Origin of the sequence: Variovorax sp. KK3, from assembly GCF_001984055.1 — a bacterium.
Lineage (GTDB): Bacteria > Pseudomonadota > Gammaproteobacteria > Burkholderiales > Burkholderiaceae_C > Variovorax.
Genome location: NZ_LYVO01000065.1, coordinates 20,219 through 43,192 on the forward strand (window position 1 = coordinate 20,219; position 22,974 = coordinate 43,192).

At 70.2% G+C, this 22,974-nt stretch carries 19 protein-coding genes; 13 read left to right on the top strand and 6 right to left on the bottom strand.

The genetic code is table 11. The annotated features are described in order from the left end of the window. Position 1: 1 nt before the first annotated feature. The 6 genes from B0W80_RS25225 to B0W80_RS25250 all read right to left on the bottom strand — a co-directional run bounded on the left by B0W80_RS25225 (position 2) and on the right by B0W80_RS25250 (position 6,459). Positions 2-496: a TspO/MBR family protein gene (locus B0W80_RS25225; RefSeq protein WP_077001900.1), complete on the bottom strand. Its 495-nt coding sequence runs from the start codon at positions 494-496 to the stop codon at positions 2-4. Next, positions 493-1,713 (bottom strand): geranylgeranyl diphosphate reductase, encoded by a 1,221-nt coding sequence (locus tag B0W80_RS25230; protein ID WP_179107023.1) that lies wholly within the window; start codon positions 1,711-1,713, stop codon positions 493-495. The genes B0W80_RS25225 and B0W80_RS25230 overlap by 4 nt, the downstream gene beginning before the upstream one ends. A gap of 15 nt (positions 1,714-1,728) precedes the next feature. Then, a complete protein-coding gene (locus B0W80_RS25235; RefSeq protein WP_077001901.1) occupies positions 1,729-3,090 on the bottom strand; it encodes a BCD family MFS transporter in 1,362 nt (453 codons plus the stop codon). Then, positions 3,087-3,971 carry a chlorophyll synthase ChlG gene (gene chlG / locus B0W80_RS25240; protein ID WP_077001902.1) on the bottom strand — a complete coding sequence of 295 codons (885 nt, stop codon included), beginning with the start codon at positions 3,969-3,971 and terminating at the stop codon, positions 3,087-3,089. The genes B0W80_RS25235 and chlG overlap by 4 nt, the downstream gene beginning before the upstream one ends. Before the next feature lie 67 nt (positions 3,972-4,038). After that, the gene (gene ppsR, locus B0W80_RS25245) at positions 4,039-5,481 is read right to left on the bottom strand and encodes a transcriptional regulator PpsR (RefSeq protein WP_077001903.1); all 1,443 of its coding nucleotides are present in this window, start codon (positions 5,479-5,481) and stop codon (positions 4,039-4,041) included. Positions 5,482-5,541: 60 nt separating this feature from the next. Continuing rightward, on the bottom strand, positions 5,542-6,459 hold the full coding sequence (locus tag B0W80_RS25250; RefSeq protein ID WP_179107024.1) for a B12-binding domain-containing protein: 918 nt from the start codon (positions 6,457-6,459) through the stop codon (positions 5,542-5,544). Positions 6,460-6,814: 355 nt separating this feature from the next. Here B0W80_RS25250 and bchF point away from each other — a divergent pair, with 355 nt between their 5' ends. The 13 genes from bchF to B0W80_RS25315 all read left to right on the top strand — a co-directional run. After that, a complete protein-coding gene (gene bchF, locus B0W80_RS25255) occupies positions 6,815-7,345 on the top strand; it encodes a 2-vinyl bacteriochlorophyllide hydratase (RefSeq protein ID WP_077001905.1) in 531 nt (176 codons plus the stop codon). Next, on the top strand, positions 7,342-8,691 hold the full coding sequence (locus B0W80_RS25260) for a ferredoxin:protochlorophyllide reductase (ATP-dependent) subunit N (RefSeq protein ID WP_083745633.1): 1,350 nt from the start codon (positions 7,342-7,344) through the stop codon (positions 8,689-8,691). Before bchF ends, B0W80_RS25260 begins: the two co-directional genes overlap by 4 nt. Positions 8,692-8,719: 28 nt before the next feature. Beyond that, positions 8,720-10,303 (top strand): ferredoxin:protochlorophyllide reductase (ATP-dependent) subunit B, encoded by a 1,584-nt coding sequence (bchB, locus tag B0W80_RS25265; protein ID WP_077001906.1) that lies wholly within the window; start codon positions 8,720-8,722, stop codon positions 10,301-10,303. Continuing rightward, positions 10,275-14,084 (top strand): magnesium chelatase subunit H, encoded by a 3,810-nt coding sequence (locus B0W80_RS25270; RefSeq protein WP_077001907.1) that lies wholly within the window; start codon positions 10,275-10,277, stop codon positions 14,082-14,084. The genes bchB and B0W80_RS25270 overlap by 29 nt, the downstream gene beginning before the upstream one ends. After that, positions 14,081-15,013: a ferredoxin:protochlorophyllide reductase (ATP-dependent) iron-sulfur ATP-binding protein gene (bchL, locus tag B0W80_RS25275; RefSeq protein WP_077001908.1), complete on the top strand. Its 933-nt coding sequence runs from the start codon at positions 14,081-14,083 to the stop codon at positions 15,011-15,013. Before B0W80_RS25270 ends, bchL begins: the two co-directional genes overlap by 4 nt. Before the next feature lie 19 nt (positions 15,014-15,032). Beyond that, on the top strand, positions 15,033-15,770 hold the full coding sequence (bchM, locus tag B0W80_RS25280; RefSeq protein WP_077001909.1) for a magnesium protoporphyrin IX methyltransferase: 738 nt from the start codon (positions 15,033-15,035) through the stop codon (positions 15,768-15,770). Continuing rightward, a complete protein-coding gene (locus tag B0W80_RS25285) occupies positions 15,767-17,263 on the top strand; it encodes a BCD family MFS transporter (RefSeq protein ID WP_306171873.1) in 1,497 nt (498 codons plus the stop codon). Before bchM ends, B0W80_RS25285 begins: the two co-directional genes overlap by 4 nt. A gap of 49 nt (positions 17,264-17,312) precedes the next feature. Next, on the top strand, positions 17,313-18,083 hold the full coding sequence (puhA, locus tag B0W80_RS25290; RefSeq protein ID WP_077001910.1) for a photosynthetic reaction center subunit H: 771 nt from the start codon (positions 17,313-17,315) through the stop codon (positions 18,081-18,083). Continuing rightward, complete coding sequence (gene puhB, locus B0W80_RS25295; protein ID WP_218668950.1) at positions 18,080-18,778, top strand: photosynthetic complex putative assembly protein PuhB; 699 nt, start codon at positions 18,080-18,082, stop codon at positions 18,776-18,778. The genes puhA and puhB overlap by 4 nt, the downstream gene beginning before the upstream one ends. A 3-nt stretch (positions 18,779-18,781) precedes the next feature. Then, positions 18,782-19,270 carry a photosynthetic complex assembly protein PuhC gene (gene puhC / locus B0W80_RS25300; protein WP_077001911.1) on the top strand — a complete coding sequence of 163 codons (489 nt, stop codon included), beginning with the start codon at positions 18,782-18,784 and terminating at the stop codon, positions 19,268-19,270. Positions 19,271-19,281: 11 nt separating this feature from the next. Continuing rightward, positions 19,282-20,352 carry a magnesium-protoporphyrin IX monomethyl ester (oxidative) cyclase gene (gene acsF, locus B0W80_RS25305; RefSeq protein ID WP_077001912.1) on the top strand — a complete coding sequence of 357 codons (1,071 nt, stop codon included), beginning with the start codon at positions 19,282-19,284 and terminating at the stop codon, positions 20,350-20,352. A gap of 28 nt (positions 20,353-20,380) precedes the next feature. Beyond that, on the top strand, positions 20,381-21,184 hold the full coding sequence (gene puhE, locus B0W80_RS25310) for a putative photosynthetic complex assembly protein PuhE (RefSeq protein ID WP_077001913.1): 804 nt from the start codon (positions 20,381-20,383) through the stop codon (positions 21,182-21,184). A 135-nt stretch (positions 21,185-21,319) separates the two neighbouring features. Beyond that, positions 21,320-22,974, top strand: a 1,655-nt coding sequence (locus B0W80_RS25315) for a DUF6531 domain-containing protein (RefSeq protein ID WP_143684779.1), incomplete at its 3' end; no start/stop codon positions are given.

Below are 22,974 nucleotides of genomic sequence, written 5' to 3' on the forward strand. Positions count from 1 at the left end.
TTCAGTGGAACGGCCCGTTGAGCCGCACCGATTCCCAGTTGAGCACCGCCGCGATGGCCACCCACAGCAGATAGGGCAGCAACAGCACCGACGCGAGCCTCGCCACGCGCCACAGCATCACCACCAGTGCCAGCACCGACAGCCAGAGAAAGGGCACTTCGACGAGCGACCAGTCGGGCCGGTGCAGACGGAAGTACAGCAGGCTCCACAGCACGTTGAGAAAGCCGTTCAACGCGAACAGCACGAGCATCCATTCGCGCACGCGCCCCGGCGCCGTGCGGCGCCAGCCGATCACGCCGGCGGCCGCGGCCAGCGCGAAGATCAGGGTCCAGATCGGCCCGAAGGCAGCGTCGGGCGGCTTCCACGCGGGCTGCTGCAGGCTGCGGTACCAGGGGCCGATGTCGGTCATCAGCGCGCCCAGCGTCGCCACGCACAGCGCGGCGAAGGCGGCCACGACCACCGGCTTCCAGAGGCGTCCGCGGCGCGAGGCGGTCATACGCGCGCGAAGCCCAGCAGGTGCGCCATGTCCTTGAAGAAGATGCGCACGTGGGCCATGGGCTTCTTTCGCACCAGTTCCTTGTTCATGTACGACTCGAAGGTCAGTTGCTGCACGTCGCGGTCTTCGCAGATCTTGACGAAGCGCTCGCGGCGTCGATCGGTCGAGTACCAGAACCATTGCATCACGCCGAGCACGCGGAACACCGTGCCGTGCGCTTTCATGAAACGCCGCCGGGCCTGCCTGAGGCAGCGGGCATCGGCGCCTTGCAGCAGTTGCGCCACCGCCTCGGCCGCGAAGCGGCCACCGGCCATGGCGTAGTAGATGCCCTCGCCCGACGCCGGCGCGACCACGCCGGCCGCGTCGCCGGCGAGCACGACGTCGCGGCCGTTGTCCCAGCGCGGCAGTGGCTTCATCGGCAGCGGCGCGCCTTCGCGACGCAGCGTCGCGGCGCCCGACAAGCCGGCGGCCGCGCGCAGCTGGCCGACGGCCGTGCGCAGCGAGAAGCCCTTGTCGGCGCTGCCGGTGCCGATGCTCAGCGTGTCGCCGTGCGGGAAGACCCAGCCGTAGAAGTCGGGCGACAGCCGGCCCTGGTAGTACACGTCGCAGCGCGCGCCGTCGTAGCCGGCGGGCGCGACCGGCGGCAACTGCACGATCTCGTGGTACGCGAACACGTAGCGCGGCGCTCGCGCCTCGGGCATCGCTTCGGCCGCCACGCGCGAGCAGGCCCCGTCGGCGCCGATCACGCTGCGTGCGCGCACATGGCCCGGGTGCGTGCCGGCCTTGCCGCGCGCGGCGCGCCCGGCGTAGTGCACGACGCTGACCCCGTCGTCGTCGCGCGTCAGGCGCTCGAAGCTGCCGATGCGCCGCACCGCACCCGCTTGCGCCGCGCGCTCGCGCAGCCATTCGTCGAAGACTTCGCGGTCGACCATGCCGACGAAGCCGTCGTCGATAGGGATGTCGACGCACTTGCTGCTCGGCGCCACCATGCGCGCCGAGCGCGCCCTGGCGACCAGCAGCGCATCGGGAATCTCGAAGTCCTTGATGAGCCGCGGCGGTATGGCACCGCCGCAGGGCTTGACGCGCCCGGCCCGGTCCAGCAGCAGCACGGACCAGCCCTGCCGCGCCAGGTCGTGCGCCGCCGTGGCGCCGGCCGGGCCACCGCCGACGACCACCGCATCGAATGTCTCGACCACAGCCGGTTGGAGCGCTTCCATGGGACCACCTCGCCTTCAGGCAGGCTTCTCGCCGATGCCCAGGGGCACGGCCCGCACCGCAGGCGCGCCGCCGACCTTGCCGGCCAAGCCCGCTGCGACGACGAACAGCGCCGCCTCGGCCGCGAAGACCGTCGCATAGGCCAGGCCCGGCGTGCCGATGAAGAGGCGCGCCAGGTCGCTCGCGGCCGCACCCGCCAGGCCGCCCAGCCCGAAGGCCACCGCCTGCGCTGCGCCCCACAGGCCCATGCGCACGCCCTCGCGCGACGCCCGGCCTTCGCCGGCCAGTGCCATCATCGAGGCGATGGCCGCGATCGAGAACGCGCCGTTGGCCGCGCCCAGCAGGAACACGTTGGCCTTGAACGGCCAAGACGCACCGACGACGCCAGCCGCCACGAGCCCGAGCAGCGCCGCGGCCGACACCAGGCAACCGCCGACCTGCCAGGTGCGAAGCGAGCCGAAGCGCCGCCCGTTGCGTCCGCGGCCGGCCAACGCGGCGGCCGCCATGCCCAGCAGCACGCCCGCGTGCTGGGTGCCCGAGAGGCTGGTCGATTCGCCAGGCGTGAAGCCCATCGCCGAACCCGCGAAGGGCTCGAGGATCAGGTCTTGCGCGCTGTACGCGAGCATCGAGACGAAGACGAACAGCGTGAAGCGCCGCGCGGCCGGCTCGGCCCAGACTTGCACCAGCGCGTCGCGAAAACGCGTGGCCTCGGCGCGCGTCGCCGTTGCATCGGCATCGGCATCGGCATCGGGCGACACCGCATCCGCGCGTCGCGCCCCCACCCGGCCTTCGAGACCGGCCATCGCGGCGCAAGCCACCGCAAAGGCCACGAGCGACACCACGCCGCTCACCGCCACCAGCCGCGCGGGCGAGAAGGGATCGAGCAGCGCACCGGCGATGCCCGCGGTGACGACGAACCCGCCGATCATCATGAGCCACACCGTGGTGGCCGCAGCGGCGCGCTGCGACGCCGCGACGCGCTGCGCGAGCAGCACCAGCAACGACGTTCCGGCCGCGCTGACGCCGACGCCCAGCACCGCAAAGGCCAGCACGGCCGCGACGATGCCGGCGACCGGATCGCTCGCCATCCAGGCCGTGGCGCAAGCCGCGCCGAAACCGCCGGCCCCCAGCATCGCCATGCCGCCGACGATCCACGGCGTACGCCGCTGGCCGCGGTCGGAACCGTGGCCCATGCGCGGGCGCAGCACCTGCAGGACGTAATGCAACGCGACGAGGCCGCCCGGCAGCATCGCGGGCAAGGCCAGCTCGACCACCATCACGCGGTTCAAGGTCGAGGTGGTCAACACCACCACCGCGCCCAGCGCGGCCTGCACGAGCCCGAGCCGAAGGATCGCGGGCCAGCCGAAGTCCGCTTTCAAGCGCCGCTCCCGATGCCCCGCAAGGCGAAGGCGCTGATCATCATGCCGCTCACGAACACGGGCACGCCGAAGCCGCTGTACCAGATGGCACGCCGGCCGACATCCTGCAGAAAGCGGTCCATCATCACCAGCTGCACCACCACGAGCAGCCCGATGGCGGCCGCATGCACGGGCCGCTGCCAGTGCACGAGCAGCAGCACCACGGCGCACTGCGGCAGCGCCATGAACCAGCAGGCCACGCGGGCGGCGCGCTGGGCGCCGAGCTGCACCGGCAGCGACCGCACACCCATGAGCCGATCGCCCTCGATGGCCTTGAAGTCGTTGAGCGTCATGATCCCGTGCGCGCCGATGCTGTAGAGCAGGGCCAGGCCCAGCGAGCGGCTGCCCGGCATGGCGCCGCCCGCCATGACCGCGGCGCCCGTGACCCAGGCCAGGCACTCGTAGCAGAGCCCGCACGCCGCGTTGCCCCACCAGCCGTTCTGCTTGAGCCGCAGCGGCGGCGCGCTGTAGGCCCAGGCCAGCGCCAGGCCGACCACGGCCGCGAGAAAGGCCCATGGGCCCAGCAGGAAGGCCCAGGCCAGCGACAGCAGCGTCCAACCGATGGCCACGTAGAGGCCCCATCGACCCGGCATGCGGCCCGAGGGAATCGGGCGCTGCGGCTCGTTGATGGCATCGACGTGCCGATCGAACCAGTCGTTCGCCGCCTGGCTGCTCGCGCACACCAGCGGGCCGGCCAGCACGATGCCCATCAGCGCGACGATCCAGCGCTCGTCGAGGCTGGCGCCCGAGGCCACGACGCCGCAGGCGAAGGCCCACATCGGCGGAAACCAGGTGATCGGCTTGAACAGTTCGGCGACCGCTGACAGCGCTGGGCGGGACATGTCGGCTAGTTTCCCGCCTGACACGTCAAACTGTCAATCTGGATTTACATTGCGCCGACGTCGATTGCTATTGCTTTTCGCTTTCGGGCGCGAGCTCGTGCAGGCCGTAGCGCCGCAGCTTCACGTACAGGCTCTGGCGCGAGACGCCGAGCATCTCGGCGGCCGCGGCGCGGTTGTCGCGCGTGAGGTCGAGCGCGGCCTCGATGCACAGTTGCTCGATGAGGTCGGCGGTTTCGCCCACGATGTCCTTCATCGGCATGCGACCGACCAACTCCGACAGCTGGCCCGCCGAGTGGGGCAGCTCTTTGGCCGCGCGGACTTCCGTTCCCTGGCGACGGCTGACGTCGCGGATGGTGAAACCCAGGTAGGCCTCGTCGCCGTCGTCGCGCACCAGCGTGGCCGAGATCTCGACGTTGGAAACCAGCCCGTGTTCGCAGCGCAGGCTGGTGGGGAACAGCCGCAGCGAGCCGCGCTGGCGCAGGGTCGATATCAGCACGCTGAGTTCGACGCCGGTGCGCCCGATCCAGCGGCCGAGCGACTCGCCGCGCACCTGTTCCTCGTTGGCCAGCTGCACCAGTTCGACGAAGGCCTGGTTGGCCGAGATGATCTGTCCGTTGATGTCGGTGACGACGATGCAGTCGGGCGCGCTCTGCACGATCTTGAGCAGCACCGCGTTGGCGTTGGCGCGGTCGGGCGTGACGGCCTTGGCGGCCACGCGCGAGAGCCGCACCACCATCTGCACGCCGTTCTCCTGGCGGAAGACCGAGCCCGACACCGTGACCTCGCCGCCGCCGTCGGCCACCTGCGCCCGGATGTCTTCGGCCCGGCCCGCCGTGCGCAGTGCGGCGACCATCGTCTGCACCGCCGCGTTGCTGCGCGCGTCGAGGCCGGCCGGGAAGCCGGAGCCGACGAGGCGGCGCACGCTGTCGCCGAAGAGCTGCACCGCGGCGGGGTTGGCTTCGACGATCTTCTGCGTGGCCGCGTCGACGATGAGCACCGCATCCGACACGGTCTGGAACAGCTGCCGGTAACGCGACTGCGCGTCGCGCAGCTTCCAGTGGTCGTGCAGGTTGGCCTGCTGCGCATCGACCACGCTTTGCTGCAGCGCCGTCATGCCGCGAAGGTCGCGGCAGAAGACGACGGTGCGGCCGATGTCGCGGCTGCGGGCCCTGCCGCGCAGCTTGATGGCCGTGCAGCTCAGGTGAAGCTCGGCGCCTCGAGTGGTCCTGCAGGTGAGCTGGCGCCACTCCAGCGCACCATCGGCGCCGGCATTGCGAAGCAGCCACTCGGCATTGGCGCGCGAATCCTTGGCGACGCCGTCGGCCCAGGGCTTGCCGATCCAGTCTTCGCAGCCCTGGTCATCGAGGCCGGAGCCGCCGAGCGCGAGATCGCGCACGACCCCGTCCGCATCGACGATCAAGACCACATCGGACGACGCGGCGATCAGTTGTCCGACCAATCCAGCTTGCAGGTCGGCCAGGTGCTTGGCATGAGCCGCAAAACTCTTCATGGCTGAAAAGCAGTTCTCGCATCGTTCTTCAAGAATGACCTTCAGGTTCCGGCGCGGTTGTCAATCGGTGTGCTGGTGCAATGCGATCAGTCGTTCGGCATGGACAGGTGCCTTTTGCCCGTCGAGTCCGCATGCATCGGCGCCGACGAACTTTACACGCTCGGGATGCCCCGCAAAAATCGGGCCGCCCACCATCACGCGCACGTCACGGTTGCGCGACAACGCGCGGATGTCGAGGATCGTGCGGCGCATCGGCTGCAGCCGCGTCTCGTTGCCCGCGGCCAGGCCGATCACGTCGAACCATTCGGCCTGCGCGAGTTCGGCCGCGTCGCTGTCGAGCGGGAAATGGCCGCGGTCGACCTCCCAGCCCGCATGGTGGAAGAACTCGGCCACCATCGACAGGCCGAAGGTCTGCTGTTCGCCGCAGGCGGGCAACAGCAGCACGCGCCTGGCATTGCCGCGAAACGGCCGCTGGCCGCCGTTCAGCGACGGGCTCAGCTCGTGCAGCAGCCGCTGCAGGCGTGCCAGGCCCAGCGTGACGTGGGTGAAGTCGCACAGGTCCTGCGTCCACAGGTAGTTCAGGTGCTGCGCCGCGGGCGCCAGCAGGTCGAGGTAGATGGTCTCGACCGACATGCCGCGCTGCCCGAGCAAGTCGACGAAGGCCTGCGCGGGCGAATGCTCGCGGGCCAGCACGAGTTGCACGAAGTCTTCGACCTCGCGGGCGGTCGGCCGATGGCTCGCGTTGTCGTCGACCCGGCTTGCCGGTGCCGGCGCGCGATGCACGTCGATGAGACGGGGAATGATGTCGAGCTTGAGCGTTCGGGCGAGCTGGGTCTGGCAGTCGGCCACCGCAGCCCGGTCGTTGGGCGCCCGGTTCCATGAAGCCGGCGACGCAGCGCCGGTAGACCATTCGAGATCGCCGTCGGGCGGCTGACTCGCGCCATCGAGATCCAGAGCTTGTCGAGCCAATCGGGGCATGGCCAGTCTCCTGGTGGGGTTGTCTCTTCGCTGGGCCGGTCTTGGCGGCACTTTCGGCGACGAATCATGACGCACGAACGCCGTGCTGTCGAATTTCGCGTCCGGCGGCGTGCGCCTTGCGCGGGCGCTTGCCGGGCCGATGAACGGCAGCACGTTGCTGGGCGCCGGCGCCGCGCCGCCGCCGGCAGGCGTAGGCGCTTGCGGTCCGGTGGGGTTGCGGGAGTCCTTCATGGCGTCGGCGTGCTGTCTGACAGGCGTCTGCGGCGCCATGATTCACCGAGTCGCGACGACTGTCAATTTCTATTTACGTCCATTTCAGTTGACACTTTGCATCGGCCGATCTAGATTGGCCGGCATGCGCAACCCGCCATCCCCGAACGGCACCGGCCGCGCGCCGAGACGGCCGCTCTACACGCCCGACGAGCGGCGCCGGCGCGATGCGTCGGGTTGGACGCTGGTGCAGGGGGTGCTGGCGCCCGTGCAGTTCTTCATCTTCGCGGCCAGCCTGGTGCTGGTGCTCCGCTACCTGTGGACCGGCGAGGGCCACGCCGCCGCGACGCTCTCGGTCGTCGTGAAGACGCTGGCGCTCTACACCATCATGGTCACCGGCTCCATCTGGGAGAAGGTGGTGTTCGGCAAGTACCTCTTCGCACCCGCCTTCTACTGGGAGGACGTGTTCAGCATGGGGGTGCTGGCCCTGCACACGGCCTACCTGGTGGCGCTCGCCACCGGCGCGCTGGCCGACCGGCCCCTGATGTACCTGGCGCTCGCGGCCTACGTGGCCTACGTCGTCAACGCCACCCAGTTCGTGCTCAAGCTGCGCGCAGCGCGCCTGGACATGGCGCGGCAGTCGCGCGGCATGCAGTCCACCGGAGCCGTCGCATGACCGAAGTCGCCGATGCCCCGGGCACCCTTGCCACCGTGGACGCCCGCACTGGCGTCGGCCGCGGCGTGATCCCGATTCGCGAAGACGCGCGCGCCGACGGCTGCACCGACGCCCCCGTGCTGCGCGAGCGCGGCCAGCGCGAGGTGTTCTGCGGCCTCACCGGCATCATCTGGCTGCATCGGAAGGTGCAGGACGCGTTCTTCCTCGTGGTGGGGTCGCGCACCTGTGCGCACCTGATCCAGTCGGCCGCGGGCGTCATGATCTTCGCCGAGCCGCGCTTCGCCACCGCGATCATCGACGAGCGCGACCTCTCGGGCCTGGCCGACGTCAACGACGAACTCGACCGCGTGGTCACGCGCCTGCTCGGGCGGCGGCCCGACATCCGTTTGCTGTTCCTCGTCGGCTCGTGCCCGTCGGAAGTGATCAAGCTCGACCTGTCGCGCGCCGCCGCGCGGCTGACGAAGGCGCACGCACCGCAGGTACGCGTGCTCAACTATTCGGGCAGCGGCATCGAGACCACCTTCACCCAGGGCGAAGACGCCTGCCTCGCATCGATGGTGCCCGTGCTGCCGCCCCGCCCCGCGCGCGCGCCGGCCGAGCTGCTGGTGGTCGGCACGCTGGCCGACGTGGTCGAAGACCAGTTCGCGCGCCTGTTCTCGCAGCTCGGCATCGCGGCGCGCTTCTTCCCGCCGAGGCGCGCGAACGCCCTGCCCCCGGTCGGCCCCGGCACGCGCTTCCTGCTGGCCCAGCCCTTCCTGGCGGACGCGGCGCGCGCCCTCGAAGAACGCGGGGCCACGCGCATCGCGGCGCCTTTCCCGCTCGGCGCGGAAGGCACGACGCACTGGCTGCGTGCCGCCGCCGACGCCTTCGAGGTGCCGGCCGCCACCTTCGACCGCGTCACGGCCCCGGCGCGCGAGCGTGCCGCGCAGGCGCTCGCCCGGCACCGCGCGCAACTGGCCGGCAAGCGCGTCTTCTTCTTCCCCGATTCGCAGCTCGAGATCCCGATCGCACGCTTCCTGTCGCGCGAACTGGGCATGGCGCTGACCGAAGTCGGCACGCCCTACCTGCACCGCCAGCACCTCGCGCAGGAGCTCGCGATGCTGCCGGCCGGCACCACCCTGTCCGAGGGCCAGGACGTCGATCGCCAGCTCGACCGCTGCCGCGCACTGCGGCCCGACATCGTGGTCTGCGGACTCGGTCTCGCCAACCCGCTGGAGGCCGAGGGCATGACCACCAAGTGGTCGATCGAACTGGTCTTCACGCCGCTGCAGGGCTATGAGCAGGCGGCCGACCTGGCCGAGCTGTTCACGCGTCCGCTGGTCCGGCGGCTGCGGCTGGCCGCCTAGGCCGTGCAGAAGAGAAAGCCGCACGATCATGCAGCTTACCCTCTGGACCTACGAAGGACCGCCGCACGTCGGCGCGATGCGCATCGCCACCGCGATGAAGGACGTGCACTACGTGCTGCACGCGCCGCAGGGCGACACCTATGCGGACCTGCTCTTCACGATGATCGAGCGCCTGCCGCGCCGCCCGCCGGTCACGTATACGACCTTCCAGGCGCGCGACCTGGGCGGCGACACGGCCGAGCTCTTCAAGCGCGCGGCGCGCGAGGCCTTCGAGCGCTTCAAGCCGGCCGCGCTGATGGTGGGCGCCTCCTGCACCGCCGAGCTGATCCAGGACGACCCGGGCGGCCTGGCCCGTGCGCTGAACCTGCCGATTCCCGTGGTCGCGCTCGAACTGCCGTCGTACCAGCGCAAGGAGAACTGGGGCGCCAGCGAGACCTTCTACCGCATGGTGCGCGCCCTGGCCGGCCCGCACGTGCCGCCGCCCGGCACGGTGCGGGCGCCGCGCGAAGCCGGGCAGCGGCCCCGCTGCAACCTGCTCGGCGCCACGGCGCTCGGCTTCCGGCACCGCGACGACGTGCAGGAGATCACCGGCCTGCTCGATGCGCTGGGCATCGACGTCCACGTCACCGCGCCGCTGCAGGCCGCGCCCGCCGACCTGGCTCGCCTGGGCGAAGCCGACTTCAACGTGGTGCTGTACCCCGAGATCGCGAGCCTCACCGCGCAATGGCTGCAACGCAGCTTCGGCCAGCCGTGTACGAAGACCGTGCCGATCGGCACCGGTGCCACGCGCGACTTCATCGCCGAGGTGGCGCAGCTCGCAGGCATCGACCCGGCCCGCGCGCTGCACGACGCCACCGCGCGCGCGCCCTGGTATGCGCGCTCGGTCGATGCGACCTACCTCACCGGCAAGCGCGTCTTCGTCTTCGGCGACGCCACGCACGCCGTCGCGGCGGCCCGCGTGGCCGCGACCGAGCTGGGCTTCACCGTCGTGGGCCTCGGCACCTACAGCCGCGAGTTCGCGCGCGAGGTGCGCGAAGCGGCCCGGCTGTACGGCGTGGCGCCGCTGATCAGCGACGACTACCTGGAGATCGAGGCCGCCATCGCGGAACTGCAGCCCGAGCTGGTGCTCGGCACGCAGATGGAGCGCCACATCGCCAAGCGCCTCGGCGTGCCCTGCGCGGTGATCTCGGCGCCCGTACACGTGCAGGACTATTCGGCGCGGTACTCGCCGCAGATGGGCTTCGAAGGCGCCAACGTGCTCTTCGACACCTGGGTCCATCCGCTGATGATGGGCCTGGAGGAGCACCTGATCGGCATGTTCCGCGGCGACGCCGAATTCCACGAAGACGCCGCGCCGTCGCATCTGGGCGGGGCCGCCGCTGCGCCCATCGCAATCACCACGGCTGTCACACCCATTGCCACACCCGCCCCGCTCGCCGCGCCCACGACCGGCGCCGCCTGGGCGTCGGACGCGGAGCAGGAGCTGCGCAAGATCCCCTTCTTCGTGCGCGGCAAGGCACGCCGGAATACCGAGCGCTATGCGCTCGACCGCGGCGTGCCGCTGATCACCCTCGAGACGCTCTATGACGCCAAAGCCCATTTCAGCCAGTGAGCGCGGCGGCACCGGCGTCCCGATCCGCGTGGTCATCGTGACCATGGACAGCCACCTCGCGAGCGCCACCGAGCGCGCGTGGCGCGGCCTGCGCCGCAAGCTGCCTGCCCTGTCGCTCAGCGTGCACGCCGCGGCCGAATGGGGCGACCGGCCCGAGGCGCTGACGCGCTGCCTCGACGACATCGCGCAGGGCGACATCGTCATCGCCACGATGCTCTTCATGGAAGACCACTTCCTGCCCGTGCTGCCCGCCCTGCAATCGCGTCGCGCCGGCTGCGACGCCATGGTCTGCGCCATGTCGGCGCCCGAGGTGACGCGCCTCACGCGCATGGGCAAGTTCGACATGTCGGCCCCCGGCACCGGGCCGCTGGCCTTCCTCAGGCGGCTGCGCGGCAAGCCGGCCGACGGCGCCGACGCTTCGGCCCGGACCACGGCCGGCGCGCGGCAGATGAAGACCCTGCGCCGGCTGCCCAAGATCCTTCGCTTCATTCCCGGCACCGCGCAGGACGTGCGGGCCTACTTCCTCACGCTCCAGTACTGGCTCGCGGGCTCGGAGGACAACATCGCCAACATGGTCCACTTCCTGGTGGACCGCTATGCCGACGGCCCGCGGCGCGCGCTGCGCGGCGTCGCGAAGACGCACGAGCCCGTCGACTACCCCGAGGTCGGCGTCTACCACCCGCGCATGAAGCAGCGCCTGTCAGACAGCCTCGGCGCACTGCCGCGCGTGGCGCAGAGCGGGCAGCGCGGCACGGTCGGCCTGCTGCTCATGCGCTCGTACCTGCTGGCCGGCAACACGGCCCATTACGACGGCGTGATCACCGCGATGGAGGCGCGCGGCCTGCGCGTGATACCGGCCTTCGCGACCGGGCTCGATTCCCGCCCGGCCATCGACGCCTTCTTTCGCCACGACGGCCGCAGCACCATCGACGCGCTGGTGTCGCTCACCGGCTTCTCGCTGGTCGGCGGGCCGGCCTACAACGACGCGCGAGCGGCCGAAGACATCCTGGCCGCGCTCGACGTGCCCTATCTGGCGGTCACGCCGGTGGAGTTCCAGTCGCTCGACCAGTGGGGCGCATCGCCGCGCGGCCTGCTGCCGGTGGAGGCGACGATGATGGTCGCCATTCCCGAGCTCGACGGCGCCACCGGCTCGATGGTGTTCGGCGGCCGCGGCAGCGCGACGCACATCGCTTGCACCGGATGCGCCCACGCCTGCACCTTCCGCAACGAAGCCGGCGCGCACGACATGCACAGCTGCATCGAGCGCGCGGACATGCTTGCCGCGCGCGTGGGCAAGCTGGTCGACCTGCGCCGCGCTGAGCGCGCCGAACGCAAGGTCGCGGCGGTGGTCTTCAACTTTCCGCCCAATGCCGGCAACACCGGCACCGCCGCCTTCCTGTCGGTGTTCGAGTCGCTCTTCAACACCATGCGGGCCATGCGCGACGCAGGCTACGACGTGGCGCTGCCTGCCAGCGTCGATGAACTGCGCCGACGCGTGATCGAAGGCAACGCCGCACGCCTGGGCGCCATGGCCAACGTGCACGTGCGCATCACGGCCGACGAACACGTGCGGCGCGAAAAGCACCTGCAGGAAATCGAGGCCCAATGGGGCCCGGCGCCTGGCCGGCAGCAGAGCGACGGCGCCGGCATCTTCGTGCTGGGCGAGCGCTTCGGCAACCTGTTCGTCGGCATCCAGCCGGCCTTCGGCTACGAGGGCGACCCGATGCGGTTGCTGTTCGAAAAAGGCTTCGCACCGACGCATGCCTTCTCGGCCTTCTACCGCTGGCTGCGCGAGGATTTCGGCGCGCATGCGGTGCTGCACTTCGGCACCCATGGCGCGCTCGAATTCATGCCGGGCAAGCAGAACGGCCTGTCCGCCGGCTGCTGGCCCGACCGGCTGATCGGCGACCTGCCCAACTTCTATCTCTACGCCTCGAACAACCCGTCCGAAGGCACCATCGCCAAGCGCCGTTCGGCCGCCACGCTGATCAGCTACCTGACGCCGCCGGTCGCGACCGCGGGCTTGTACAAGGGCCTGGTCGAACTCAAGAAGATGATCGAGCGCTTCCGCGGCCTCGACAGCGGCGACGGCGAAGGCGAGGAACTGGCCCGCATGATCCAGTCGCAGGCGGCCGTGCTCGAACTGGCCGCGGCCGAGCCGCCCTGGCGCGACGACACGGCACAACGCATCGTCGCGCTCGCCCAGGCCGTGCTCGAACTCGAATACACGCTGATTCCCTGCGGGCTGCATGTGGTGGGCGAAGCACCCACCGCGGCCGAGCGCATCGATCTGCTGATGTCGCTGGCCGAAGCCTCGCACGGCGTGCGGCCGCCCCAGGCCGTCATCGCCGCGATCGTCGCGGGCCGGACGGCCGAAGATGCGCTCGCCGAGTGCGCAACCGAGGCCGTCGACGGGCCGTCCCTGCTGCCCATCCTGAACGAACTCGCAACGCTCGACCCGCTGCTCGCACGCGACCACGAGCTCGACGCCATCCTGCACGCGCTCGACGGCCGCTTCCTGCGCCCCGCCGCTGGCGGCGACCTGCTGCGCACGCCGTCGATCGTGCCGACCGGCCGCAACCTGCACGGCTTCGACCCCTTCCGCATTCCGAGCGCCTACGCGGTGAAGGACGGCGCGCGCCAGGCCACGCGCCTGCTCGACCGGCACATGGCCGACGGCCACGCCTTTCCGGAATCGATCGCGCTGGTGCTGTGGGGCACCGACAACCTGAAGACCGAGGGTGCGCCGATCGGCCAGGCGCTCGCGCTGATGGGCGCACGCCCGCGCTTCGACGGCTACGGCCGGCTCGCCGGCGGCGAGCTGATGACGCTGGCCGAGCTCGGACGGCCGCGCGTGGACGTGGTGATCACGCTGTCGGGCATCTTCCGCGACCTCTTGCCCTTGCAGATCAAGCTGCTGGCCGAAGTCGCCTTCCTGGCCGCGAGCGCCGACGAGCCGCTCGAGCAGAACTTCATCCGCAAGCATGCGCTGGCCTACCAGGCCGAGCACGGCGGCGACCTGGAGACCGCGTCGCTGCGCGTGTTCGGCAATGCCGAGGGCGCCTACGGGGCCAACGTGAACAGCCTGATCGACAACCGCCGCTGGGACGACGCCGACGAGATCGCCGAGACGTACAGCCGCCGCAAGGGCTTCGCCTACGGCCGCGCGGGCAGGCCGGTGCAACAGGCTCGCCTGCTGCGCAGCGTGCTGTCCGGCGTGGCGCTGGCCTACCAGAACCTCGACTCGGTCGAGTTGGGCGTGACCACCATCGACACCTATTTCGACACGCTCGGCGGCATCAGCCGCGCGATCAAGCGGGCCAAGGGCGACGACGCCGCCGTGGCGCCGGTCTACATCGGCGACCAGACGCAGGACGGCGGCAGCGGCACGGTGCGCACGCTGAGCGAGCAGGTCGCGCTCGAAACACGCACGCGCATGCTCAACCCCAAGTGGTACGAAGGCATGCTCAAGCACGGCTACGAAGGCGTCCGGCAGATCGAGGTGCACGTGACCAACACCGTGGGCTGGTCGGCCACCACGAGCCAGGTCCAGCCCTGGGTGTACCAGCAGCTCAGCGAGACCTTCGTGCTCGACGCCGCCATGCGCGAGCGCCTGGCCGAACTCAACCCGAGCGCGTCGGCCCGCGTCGCCAGCCGGCTGCTCGAAGCGTCGGAGCGCCAGTTCTGGAAGCCGGACGACACGATGCTCGAAGCGTTGCGGCGGGCCGGCGAGGAACTCGAGGACCGGCTCGAAGGTGTCTACGAAGGAAGCCCCGCATGAACGCCGTCACCGTGCCTTTCCCCGATGTCCGCAAGCCCGGGCTGCGTTCGCTCGCACCGTCGTCGCGCGCCGATGGCGAGGGCAGCGTGCAGGTGGGGCTCGACCCCGAATTGAAGATCGGCAACGCGAAGGTCTTCGCCATCTACGGCAAGGGCGGCATCGGCAAGAGCACGACGTCGAGCAACCTCTCGGTGGCCTTCTCGCGCCTCGGCAAGCGGGTGCTGCAGATCGGCTGCGACCCGAAGCACGACTCGACCTTCACGCTGACCAAGAAGCTCATGCCGACCGTGATCGACGTGCTGGAGACGGTCGACTTCCACCCCGAGGAACTGCGCGTGGAGGACTTCGTCTTCCCCGGCTACAACGGCGTGATGTGCGTCGAGGCCGGCGGCCCGCCCGCCGGCACCGGCTGCGGCGGCTACGTGGTCGGCCAGACCGTCAAGCTGCTCAAGGAGCACCACTTGCTCGACGAGACCGACGTGGTGATCTTCGACGTGCTCGGCGACGTGGTGTGCGGCGGCTTCGCCGCGCCGCTGCAGCACGCCGACCGCGCGCTGATCGTGACCGCCAACGACTTCGATTCGATCTTCGCGATGAACCGCATCGTGCAGGCCATCGGCGCCAAGGCGAAGAACTACAACGTGCGGCTCGGCGGCGTGATCGCCAACCGCAGCCGGGACACCGACCAGATCGACAAATTCAACGCGCAGATCGGCCTGCGGCTGATGGCGCACTTCCCCGACCTGGACGTGATCCGCCGCAGCCGGCTCAAGAAGTCGACGCTGTTCGAGATGGAGCATTCGCCCGAGCTGGAGGCCGTGCAGAACGAGTACATGCGCCTGGCCGCCGCGCTCTGGCTGGGCGCGGAGCCCCTGCATGCGGTGCCGATGAAGGACCGCGACATCTTCGACCTGCTCGGATTCGACTGACGCACAAGGAACAATGGCGATGGCACACGTCAGCTACCTGCAACGACGCGGCGAGATCGAAACCTACTTCGACCGCACCGCCGCGCAAGCCTGGGCCCGGCTCACGTCCGATGCGCCCGTTGGGCGCATCCGCGCCAGCGTGCGCGCCGGGCGCGAACGCATGCGCGACACCCTGCTCGGCTGGCTGCCTGCCGACCTGCGCGGCATGCGGCTGCTCGACGCCGGCTGCGGCACCGGCGCACTCGCGGTCGCGGCGGCCCGGCGCGGCGCCGACGTGGTCGCGATCGACCTGTCGCCCACGCTGGTGGGCCTGGCGCGCGAGCGCCAGCCGGCGGCGTTGGTCGATGGTGCCGGACTTGGCGTTGGCGTTGGCGAACGAGCCGGCCGCATCGACTTCCGCGCCGGCGACATGCTCGACCCGGGCCTGGGCCGCTTCGACTACATCGTCGGCATGGACTCGCTGATCCACTACCGCACGCCCGATGCGGTGCAAGTGCTGGCGGGCCTGGCGCAGCGCGCCGATCGGGCGGTGCTGTTTACCTTCGCGCCGAGCAACCCGGCGCTGGTGGTCTTTCGGGCGGTGGGCCGGCTGTTCCCGCGCGGCAACCGTGCGCCATGGATCGAGCCGGTGGCCGAACCGGCGCTGCATCGCCTGCTCGACGCCGACCCGCTTCTGGCCGGCTGGCGGCGCGGCCGCACGCAGCGGATCGCCAGCGGCTTCTATACGTCCCAGGCCCTCGAGATGGTGAGATCGTGAACGCCGTCACCCGCCTGAACAACGAGATGGCTCGCAAGTGGAGCCTCATCGCGACGCGCTTCCTGCCCTTCGCGGACGTCGCGACGCGCGAGCTGCCGCTGGGCCGGCTCCTGCGGCTGTCGCTGTTCCAGGTGTCGGTGGGCATGGCGCTCGCGCTCCTCAACGGCACGCTGAATCGCGTGATGATCGTCGAGCTCAACGTCCCGGCTTGGCTGGTGTCGACCATGATCGCGCTGCCGCTGATCTTCGCGCCCTTCCGCGCGCTGGTCGGCTTCCGCTCCGACCACCACCGCTCGGCGCTCGGCTGGAAGCGCGTGCCGTACATCTGGATGGGCACGCTGATGCAGTTCGGCGGGCTCGCGATCATGCCCTTCGCGCTGATCGTGCTGTCGGGCGACACCCACGGACCGGTGGTCTACGGGCAGATCGGCGCCGCCCTCGCCTTCCTGCTGGTCGGCGCCGGGCTCCACACCACGCAGACCGGCGGGCTCGCACTCGCCACCGACCTCGCCACGCCCGAGAACCGGCCGCGCGTGGTGGCGCTGCTCTACGTGATGCTGCTCGTCGGCACGATGGTCAGTGCGCTGGGCTTCGGCGTGCTGCTGCAGGAGTTCCAGCAGGTCAAGCTGATCCAGGTCATCCAGGGCGCGGCGCTGCTCACCATGGTGCTGAACCTCATCGCGCTGTGGAAGCAGGAGGCGCGCATCCCGTCGCGCACCGCGGCCGCGCCGTCCGACCCGCGCCCGTCGTTCCGGCAGTCGTGGCGCGCCTTCATCCAGGGCGGCCGCTCGGCGCGCCTGCTGGTCGCCGTCGGGCTCGGCAGCGCCGGGTTCAGCATGCAGGACGTGCTGCTCGAGCCCTATGGCGGCGAGATCATGCACATGGCGGTGGCGTCGACCACGCAGCTCACCGCGATGATCGCCTGCGGCGCTCTGGCAGCCTTCGTGCTCGCGGCGCGCTGGTTCCACCACGGCGGCGAGCCGCACCGGCTGGCGGCCATCGGCACGGTGGTCGGCATCTTCGCCTTCGCGGCGGTGGTGTTCGCGGACCCGGTGGGCTCGCAGCTGCTCTTTCGCATCGGCGCGCTGCTGATCGGCTTCGGTGGCGGCCTGTTTTCGGTGGCGACGCTCACCGCGGCCATGGGCCACGACACCGGCGCACGCAACGGCCTGGCCCTGGGCGCCTGGGGCGCGGTGCAGGCGTCGACCGGCGGGCTCGCGATCGCGCTCGGCGGCTGGCTGCGCGACGCGGTCACGTACCTTGCGTCCCACGGCACGCTGGGTGCCGTGATGTCGGCGCCATCGATCGGCTACAGCGTCGTCTACTACGTCGAGATCGTGCTGCTGTTCGCGACGCTGGTCGCGATCGGCCCGCTGGTGCGCACGCCGCGCAAGCCACGCACATCGAATGACCGGCCGTCGTCGGCACCCGAGCCGACCGCCGCCTCGACTGCCAGGCCGGGCAAATTCGGCCTGACGGAGTTTCCGGGCTGATCGCCAGGCGCACCCGGCCACGCGCACCCTCATTCCAAGGAGCAACGCCATGGGAAACGGAGCCATCACCAGCTACATCGACGTGGCGCAGATCGTCCTCTACCTGTTCTGGGCCTTCTTCGCAGGACTCGTCTACTACCTTCACCGCGAGAACAAGCGGGAAGGCTATCCGCTCGAGAACGACCGGTCCGGCCGCATCGACGTGCAGGGCTTTCCCGGCGTGCCGAGCCCCAAGACCTTCCTGCTGCGCGACGGCCGCACGGTGCAGGCACCCAACCGGCTGCGCGAGGAGCGCGACCTGGCGGCCGAACCCAGCGGCGCATGGCTCGGGGCGCCGCTCGAACCCACGGGCGATCCGATGCTCGACGGCATCGGCCCCGGTGCCTGGGCGCAGCGCGCCGACATCGCCGACACCACCATCGACCATGAATTGCGCATCGTGCCGCTGCGCAGTGCGCCGGGCTTCGGCCTGTCGCGGAAGGACCCGAACCCCGTCGGCATGCCCGTCTTCGGTGCCGACGAACTCGTCGCGGGCGACGTGGTCGACCTGTGGGTGGACCGGGCCGAGGCCGTCTTCCGCTACCTCGAGCTCGAGGTGCCGACCGAGGCCGGGCCGCGGCGCGTGCTGCTGCCGATGAACTTCGCGAAAGTCGAAACGCACCGCGTGCGCGTGCGCTCCATCCTGAGCACGCAGTTCGCCTTCGTGCCGGCCACGCGCGAGGCGGAACAAGTCACCCTGCTCGAGGAAGACAAGGTCATGGCCTACTACGGCGGCGGCACGCTGTACGCGACGCCGCAGCGCCAGGAGCCGCTGCTGTGAAAGCCGCCAACCTGACCCCGGCCAACGGCGGGGACGACCACGACTTCGAGCCGGCCTACGGACTGCCCGAGAAGCTGCCCGAACGCGAACACATGCTGTGGCAAGGCTCGCCCGACTGGAAGCGCCTGACGCGCAGCGCGCTCCACGTGCGAGGGCTGGCCTTCTACTTCGGCGTCCTCATCGTCTGGCGCGGTGCCAACACCCTGGCGGGCGGCGGCAGCGCGCTCGACGCGCTCGTGTCGATGGCCTGGCTGCTGCCGCTGGCCGGCCTCGCGATCGGCACGCTCGTCGGCCTGGGCTGGCTGGCAGCGCGCACCAGCGTCTACACCGTGACCGACCGCCGTGTCGTCATGCGCGTGGGCATCGTGCTGACCGTGACCTTCAACCTGCCCTACAGCGCCATCGCCTCCGCATCGGTGCACCACCACGCCGATGGCACGGGCGACATCGCGCTGGCACTGAACGGCGACGCGCAGATCGCCTACGTGCACCTCTGGCCCCATGCGCGCCCATGGCACGTTCGCCGCACCCAGCCGATGCTGCGCGCGCTGCCCCGTGCCCGCGAGGTGGCGGCACTGCTGGCCGGTGCGCTGGCAGCGTCGGCCGGCATTCCGCGCCGCGGTCTTCATGCGGTGGCGCCGGCGGCCGGCACGCGCGAAGCCGGCGAGGCCATGCCCGAAGCCCTGACGGCCTGACCCATGGACACGGTGCAGTTGCAGACCGAACACCGCTCGCCCGATGCGCTGCCGCGGGGCGTGCTGTTGGCGCTGGGTGCACTGGTGCTCTGCGCGCTCGCCGGTGTGAGCTTCGTGCGCTACACCGGCATCGGCGTCGTCCACGTGCCGCAGGCGCAGGCCGTGAGCCAGCGCGAGTTCCTTTTCGAAGACCTCCCCAACGGCGGGATCGAGGTGAAGGACGCGCGCAGCGGCCGCGTCGTGCACCGGGTCGCGCCCGAAACCAACGGCTTCCTGCGCGGCACCATGCGCGGGCTGGCGCGCGAGCGGCACCGGCGCGGCATCGGCCCGGAGATTCCGTTCCGCATGATCGGCCGGGCCGACGGCAAGCTCACGCTCGAAGACCCGGCCACGGGCCGCACCGTCGACCTCGGGTCGTTCGGCCCGACGAATGCGGCGGTGTTCGCCGCGCTGATGACCGGCGATCCCGCTGCCGCGCAGCCCGCCCGATGAAGGAGCACCGCATGTCCACCACGGCTTTCGCACCGCCCCGCGCAACCAACACATCGACAGAGACCGCGCTGCGCGACACCATGCTCACGCCGCGCTTCTACACCACCGATTTCAAGGCCATGGACCGCATCGACGTGGAGCCGATCCGCGCGCAGTGGAATGCGCTGATGAAGGAATTCCAGGCCGACAACAACACCGACCACTTCCAGCGGCCGGCGGACATGGCCGGCAACTACGCGCAGCTGCCACCGGCCCTGTACGACGAGTTCTCGGACTTCCTGATCAGCTCGATCACCTCGGAATTCTCGGGTTGCGTGCTGTACGCGGAGATCAGGAAGCGGGTGACCAACCCCGACATGAAGGAGCTCTTCGGCTACATGGCGCGCGACGAAAGCCGCCACGCGGGCTTCATCAACCAGTGGCTCAAGGACTTCGGCATCGGCGTCGACCTGGGCTTTCTCGCGCGGGCCAAGAAGTACACCTACTTCAGGCCGAAGTTCATCTTCTACGCGACCTACCTCTCGGAGAAGATCGGCTACGCCCGCTACATCGCGATCTACCGGCAGGTCGAGCGGCATCCGGAGTTGTGCTTCCATCCGATCTTCCAGTGGTTCGAACGCTGGTGCAACGACGAGTTCAGGCACGGCGAGGCCTTCGCGCTGCTGCTGCGGGCCAATCCGCAACTGCTGGCGGGCGTCAACAAACTCTGGATTCGCTTCTTCCTGCTGGCGGTGTTCGCGACCATGTACGTGCGGGACCACCAGCGCCCCGAGATGCACGCGGCCCTGGGCATGGACCCGACGGCCTACGACTTCACGGTGTTCCGCATCACCTCGGCCATCACGCGCCAGGTGTTTCCGCTGACGCTCGACATCGAGGCCCCGGCCTTCCGCGACGGGCTCGAGAACCTGCGCGCCATCTCGGTCGCGACCGAAGCAGCCAAGGCGCGCGGCGGCGTGGCCGGGGCGCTGCAACGCGTGGGGCTGGCCGCGCGCGGCGCAGTCGCGTTCGGACGGCTCTTCATGATGCGCGCGCAGCCCAATGCCCTGCCGGAGAACGCGCGCCTCGCGCCCACCTGGTGAGCACGCACGCGCGCATCGAAAGCACCGCATGTCCCAGTACGTGCTGCCCATGCTCTACACGGTCTTCCTGTGGTGGTTCAGCACGGGCGTCATCCTGTACCTGAACGGCCAGCCGCGCTGGACCTTCCGCTGGACCATGGGCAGCGCCACGCTGCTCCTGGCGCTGGCGCTGCTGGGCCTGTACGCGACCCGCAACGACGAGCGCGTGACCGGTGCCTACCTGTCGTTCACCTGCGCCCTGATGGTCTGGGCATGGCAGGAGATCGCCTTCCTGCTGGGCTACGTGACCGGGCCGCGGCGCACGCCCTGCCCGCCCGGTGCGCGCGGCTGGCGACGTGCCGGCTTCGCCCTGCAGACCCTGCTGCACCACGAATTCGCGCTCGTCGTGCTCGGCGCTGCGGTGGTGGCGCTGACCTGGAACGGCAGCAACCCGACCGGCCTGCTGACCTTCGCCATCCTCTGGGTCATGCGCCAGAGCGCCAAGCTCAATGTCTTCCTGGGCGTGCGCAACCTCAACGAAGACTTCCTGCCCGCCCACCTGAAGTACCTGCAGACCTATTTCACCCGCAAACCGATGAACGCGCTGTTCCCGGCCGCGGTGGCGGCGTCGACCTGGCTGGCCGTTCTGCTCTGGCAGGCCGCGCTGGCAGACGGCGCGCGCAGCTTCGACGCCACCGCGCTCACCTTTGCTGCGACGCTGCTGTCGTTGGCGATCTTGGAGCATTGGTTTTTGGTGCTGCCGTTGCCGTCCGAGGCGCTGTGGACCTGGGTGCGGCGTTCGCGTGCGCTGGTGCCTGGGGAGCGGGTTGGGCCCGATCGCTTGCAAGGATGACCGCGGCGCGGTGACGCAAACCTGAACGTTGTTCGCGTTCGCGCCGATTGGGGTTGAGCCGCAAAAACTCCGGCTATCATCCGCGCCCATCAAGAACAACAACCCCGACTGATCGATCGCGGCGGGGAGGAAATCATGAACAAAATCTTTGCCGCGCCCGTTGGGCGCGTGGCTGCTGTCGCGCGCGTGCTTCGTGTGCTTCGTGTGTTCGGCCATTGGCGCCTGTGCATCAGCGCCTTGTCGATCTTCGTCTCGCTCGCGGCCCACGCGGCCTTCTCGCCCCCGACGCTCGGCTACGTCGTGCTGCGTGTCTACCAACCCATGAGCGGCCAGTTCCCGACGATCCGCGCGGCCTGCGACGCAGCACTGCCGATCGCCAAGACCTGGACGGCGGGTTCATTCCCCGAAGGCGCCTCGTGGTCTGAGACGTGGTGCTTCTTGCACGACGCATGGGGCGTGGGCTGGGAGATATCGCCCACCGCGCCCTTCGCCGCCACGCGTGCCGAACTCGGCATCCGGGAGGTCCGGGATACATGTCCCGCCAACAGCACACCGGTGGGCGCCCAGTGCCAGTGCAACGAGGGCTTCCAGGAAGACCCGTCGCACGCCAGTTGCGTCGCAGTCGCACCACCCCCGTCGCAGATGTGCACCGCAGGCGGCACTGCGGGCCACCCCATCCTTCCGGCCACCGGCGAGAAGTACCGCCTCGAACACGACTTCGCCGATGCCGGCCCTGCCGCGCTGCGCTTCACCCGCACCTACCGCAGCAGCTGGCGCACCGACCCCACGCGTCTGAGCAGCCCCTTGGGCATCGGCTGGGCCCACGACCACGACTACCTCTTCTCCCCACCATCGCCGGACGCCCCCAACGCCGCCACCATCACCTTGCCCGATGGCTACCGCGTGGCCTTCTCGCAGACCGGTGGTACCGGCGTCTGGCGCGCCGGCAACAGTGCCGACACCCTGACCCCGCAAGGCGCCGACTGGCTCTGGCGCCAGGCCCAGGACGATGCGACCTATCGCTTCGATGCCGCGGGCAAGCTGCGAAGCCGCACCGAGCGCAATGGCTGGACCACCCTCTATGCCCATGACGGCGCAGGGCGCCTGAGCACCATCACCAACCCCTTCGGCCGCACGCTCACGCTGGCCTACAACGGCCAGGGCCAGTTGAGCAGCGTTACGACCCCCGATGCGCGGGTGGTGGGCTACGGCTACGACCGCGGTGGCCGATTGATCTCGGTGGCGTATCCAGACGGCAAGACCCGGCGGTTCTTCTACGAGGAATCGATGTTTCCGCAGGCCCTGACCGGCATCGCCGATGAGACGGGCGCGCGCTGGGCCACCTTCACCTACGACGCCCAGGGCCGGGCCATCGGCACCGAGCTGGCCGCAGCGGCAGACCGCTACCAGGTCAGCTATGCGGGAGCGGGTTCTGCCACGGTCACCGATCCACTCGGTACCAGTCGACGCTTCAGCTACGGCACGGCCAACGGAGTCTTCGCCGTCCGTGGCGGCTCACTGCCTTCGGGCACCGGCGAGCGTGATGCCGCTACCCGCACCCAGGACGCCAACGGCCTGATCACGAGCGAGACCGACTTCAAGGGTGTCGTCACCACGACGACCTGGGACACGGTGCGCCGCCTGCCGCTGTCGGTGACGCGCGCTGCCGGCACCCCACAGGCGCAGACCACCACGACCCAGTGGCATCCCACGTTCGCGCTGCCGACCTTGGTGACGGAGGCTGGCCGCACGGTGGCCACTACCTACGACGACAAGGGCAACGTCCTCAC

Bases quoted from the DNA above. Each gene is read 5' to 3' on its own strand.
- B0W80_RS25225 (WP_077001900.1), bottom strand. From the start codon at position 496: ATGACCGCCTCGCGCCGCGGACGCCTCTGGAAGCCGGTGGTCGTGGCC.
- B0W80_RS25230 (WP_179107023.1), bottom strand. From the start codon at position 1,713: ATGGAAGCGCTCCAACCGGCTGTGGTCGAGACATTCGATGCGGTGGTC.
- chlG (WP_077001902.1), bottom strand. From the start codon at position 3,971: ATGTCCCGCCCAGCGCTGTCAGCGGTCGCCGAACTGTTCAAGCCGATC.
- ppsR (WP_077001903.1), bottom strand. From the start codon at position 5,481: ATGAAGAGTTTTGCGGCTCATGCCAAGCACCTGGCCGACCTGCAAGCT.
- B0W80_RS25250 (WP_179107024.1), bottom strand. From the start codon at position 6,459: ATGCCCCGATTGGCTCGACAAGCTCTGGATCTCGATGGCGCGAGTCAG.
- bchF (WP_077001905.1), top strand. From the start codon at position 6,815: ATGCGCAACCCGCCATCCCCGAACGGCACCGGCCGCGCGCCGAGACGG.
- B0W80_RS25260 (WP_083745633.1), top strand. From the start codon at position 7,342: ATGACCGAAGTCGCCGATGCCCCGGGCACCCTTGCCACCGTGGACGCC.
- bchB (WP_077001906.1), top strand. From the start codon at position 8,720: ATGCAGCTTACCCTCTGGACCTACGAAGGACCGCCGCACGTCGGCGCG.
- B0W80_RS25270 (WP_077001907.1), top strand. From the start codon at position 10,275: ATGACGCCAAAGCCCATTTCAGCCAGTGAGCGCGGCGGCACCGGCGTC.
- bchL (WP_077001908.1), top strand. From the start codon at position 14,081: ATGAACGCCGTCACCGTGCCTTTCCCCGATGTCCGCAAGCCCGGGCTG.
- bchM (WP_077001909.1), top strand. From the start codon at position 15,033: ATGGCACACGTCAGCTACCTGCAACGACGCGGCGAGATCGAAACCTAC.
- puhA (WP_077001910.1), top strand. From the start codon at position 17,313: ATGGGAAACGGAGCCATCACCAGCTACATCGACGTGGCGCAGATCGTC.
- puhC (WP_077001911.1), top strand. From the start codon at position 18,782: ATGGACACGGTGCAGTTGCAGACCGAACACCGCTCGCCCGATGCGCTG.
- acsF (WP_077001912.1), top strand. From the start codon at position 19,282: ATGTCCACCACGGCTTTCGCACCGCCCCGCGCAACCAACACATCGACA.
- puhE (WP_077001913.1), top strand. From the start codon at position 20,381: ATGTCCCAGTACGTGCTGCCCATGCTCTACACGGTCTTCCTGTGGTGG.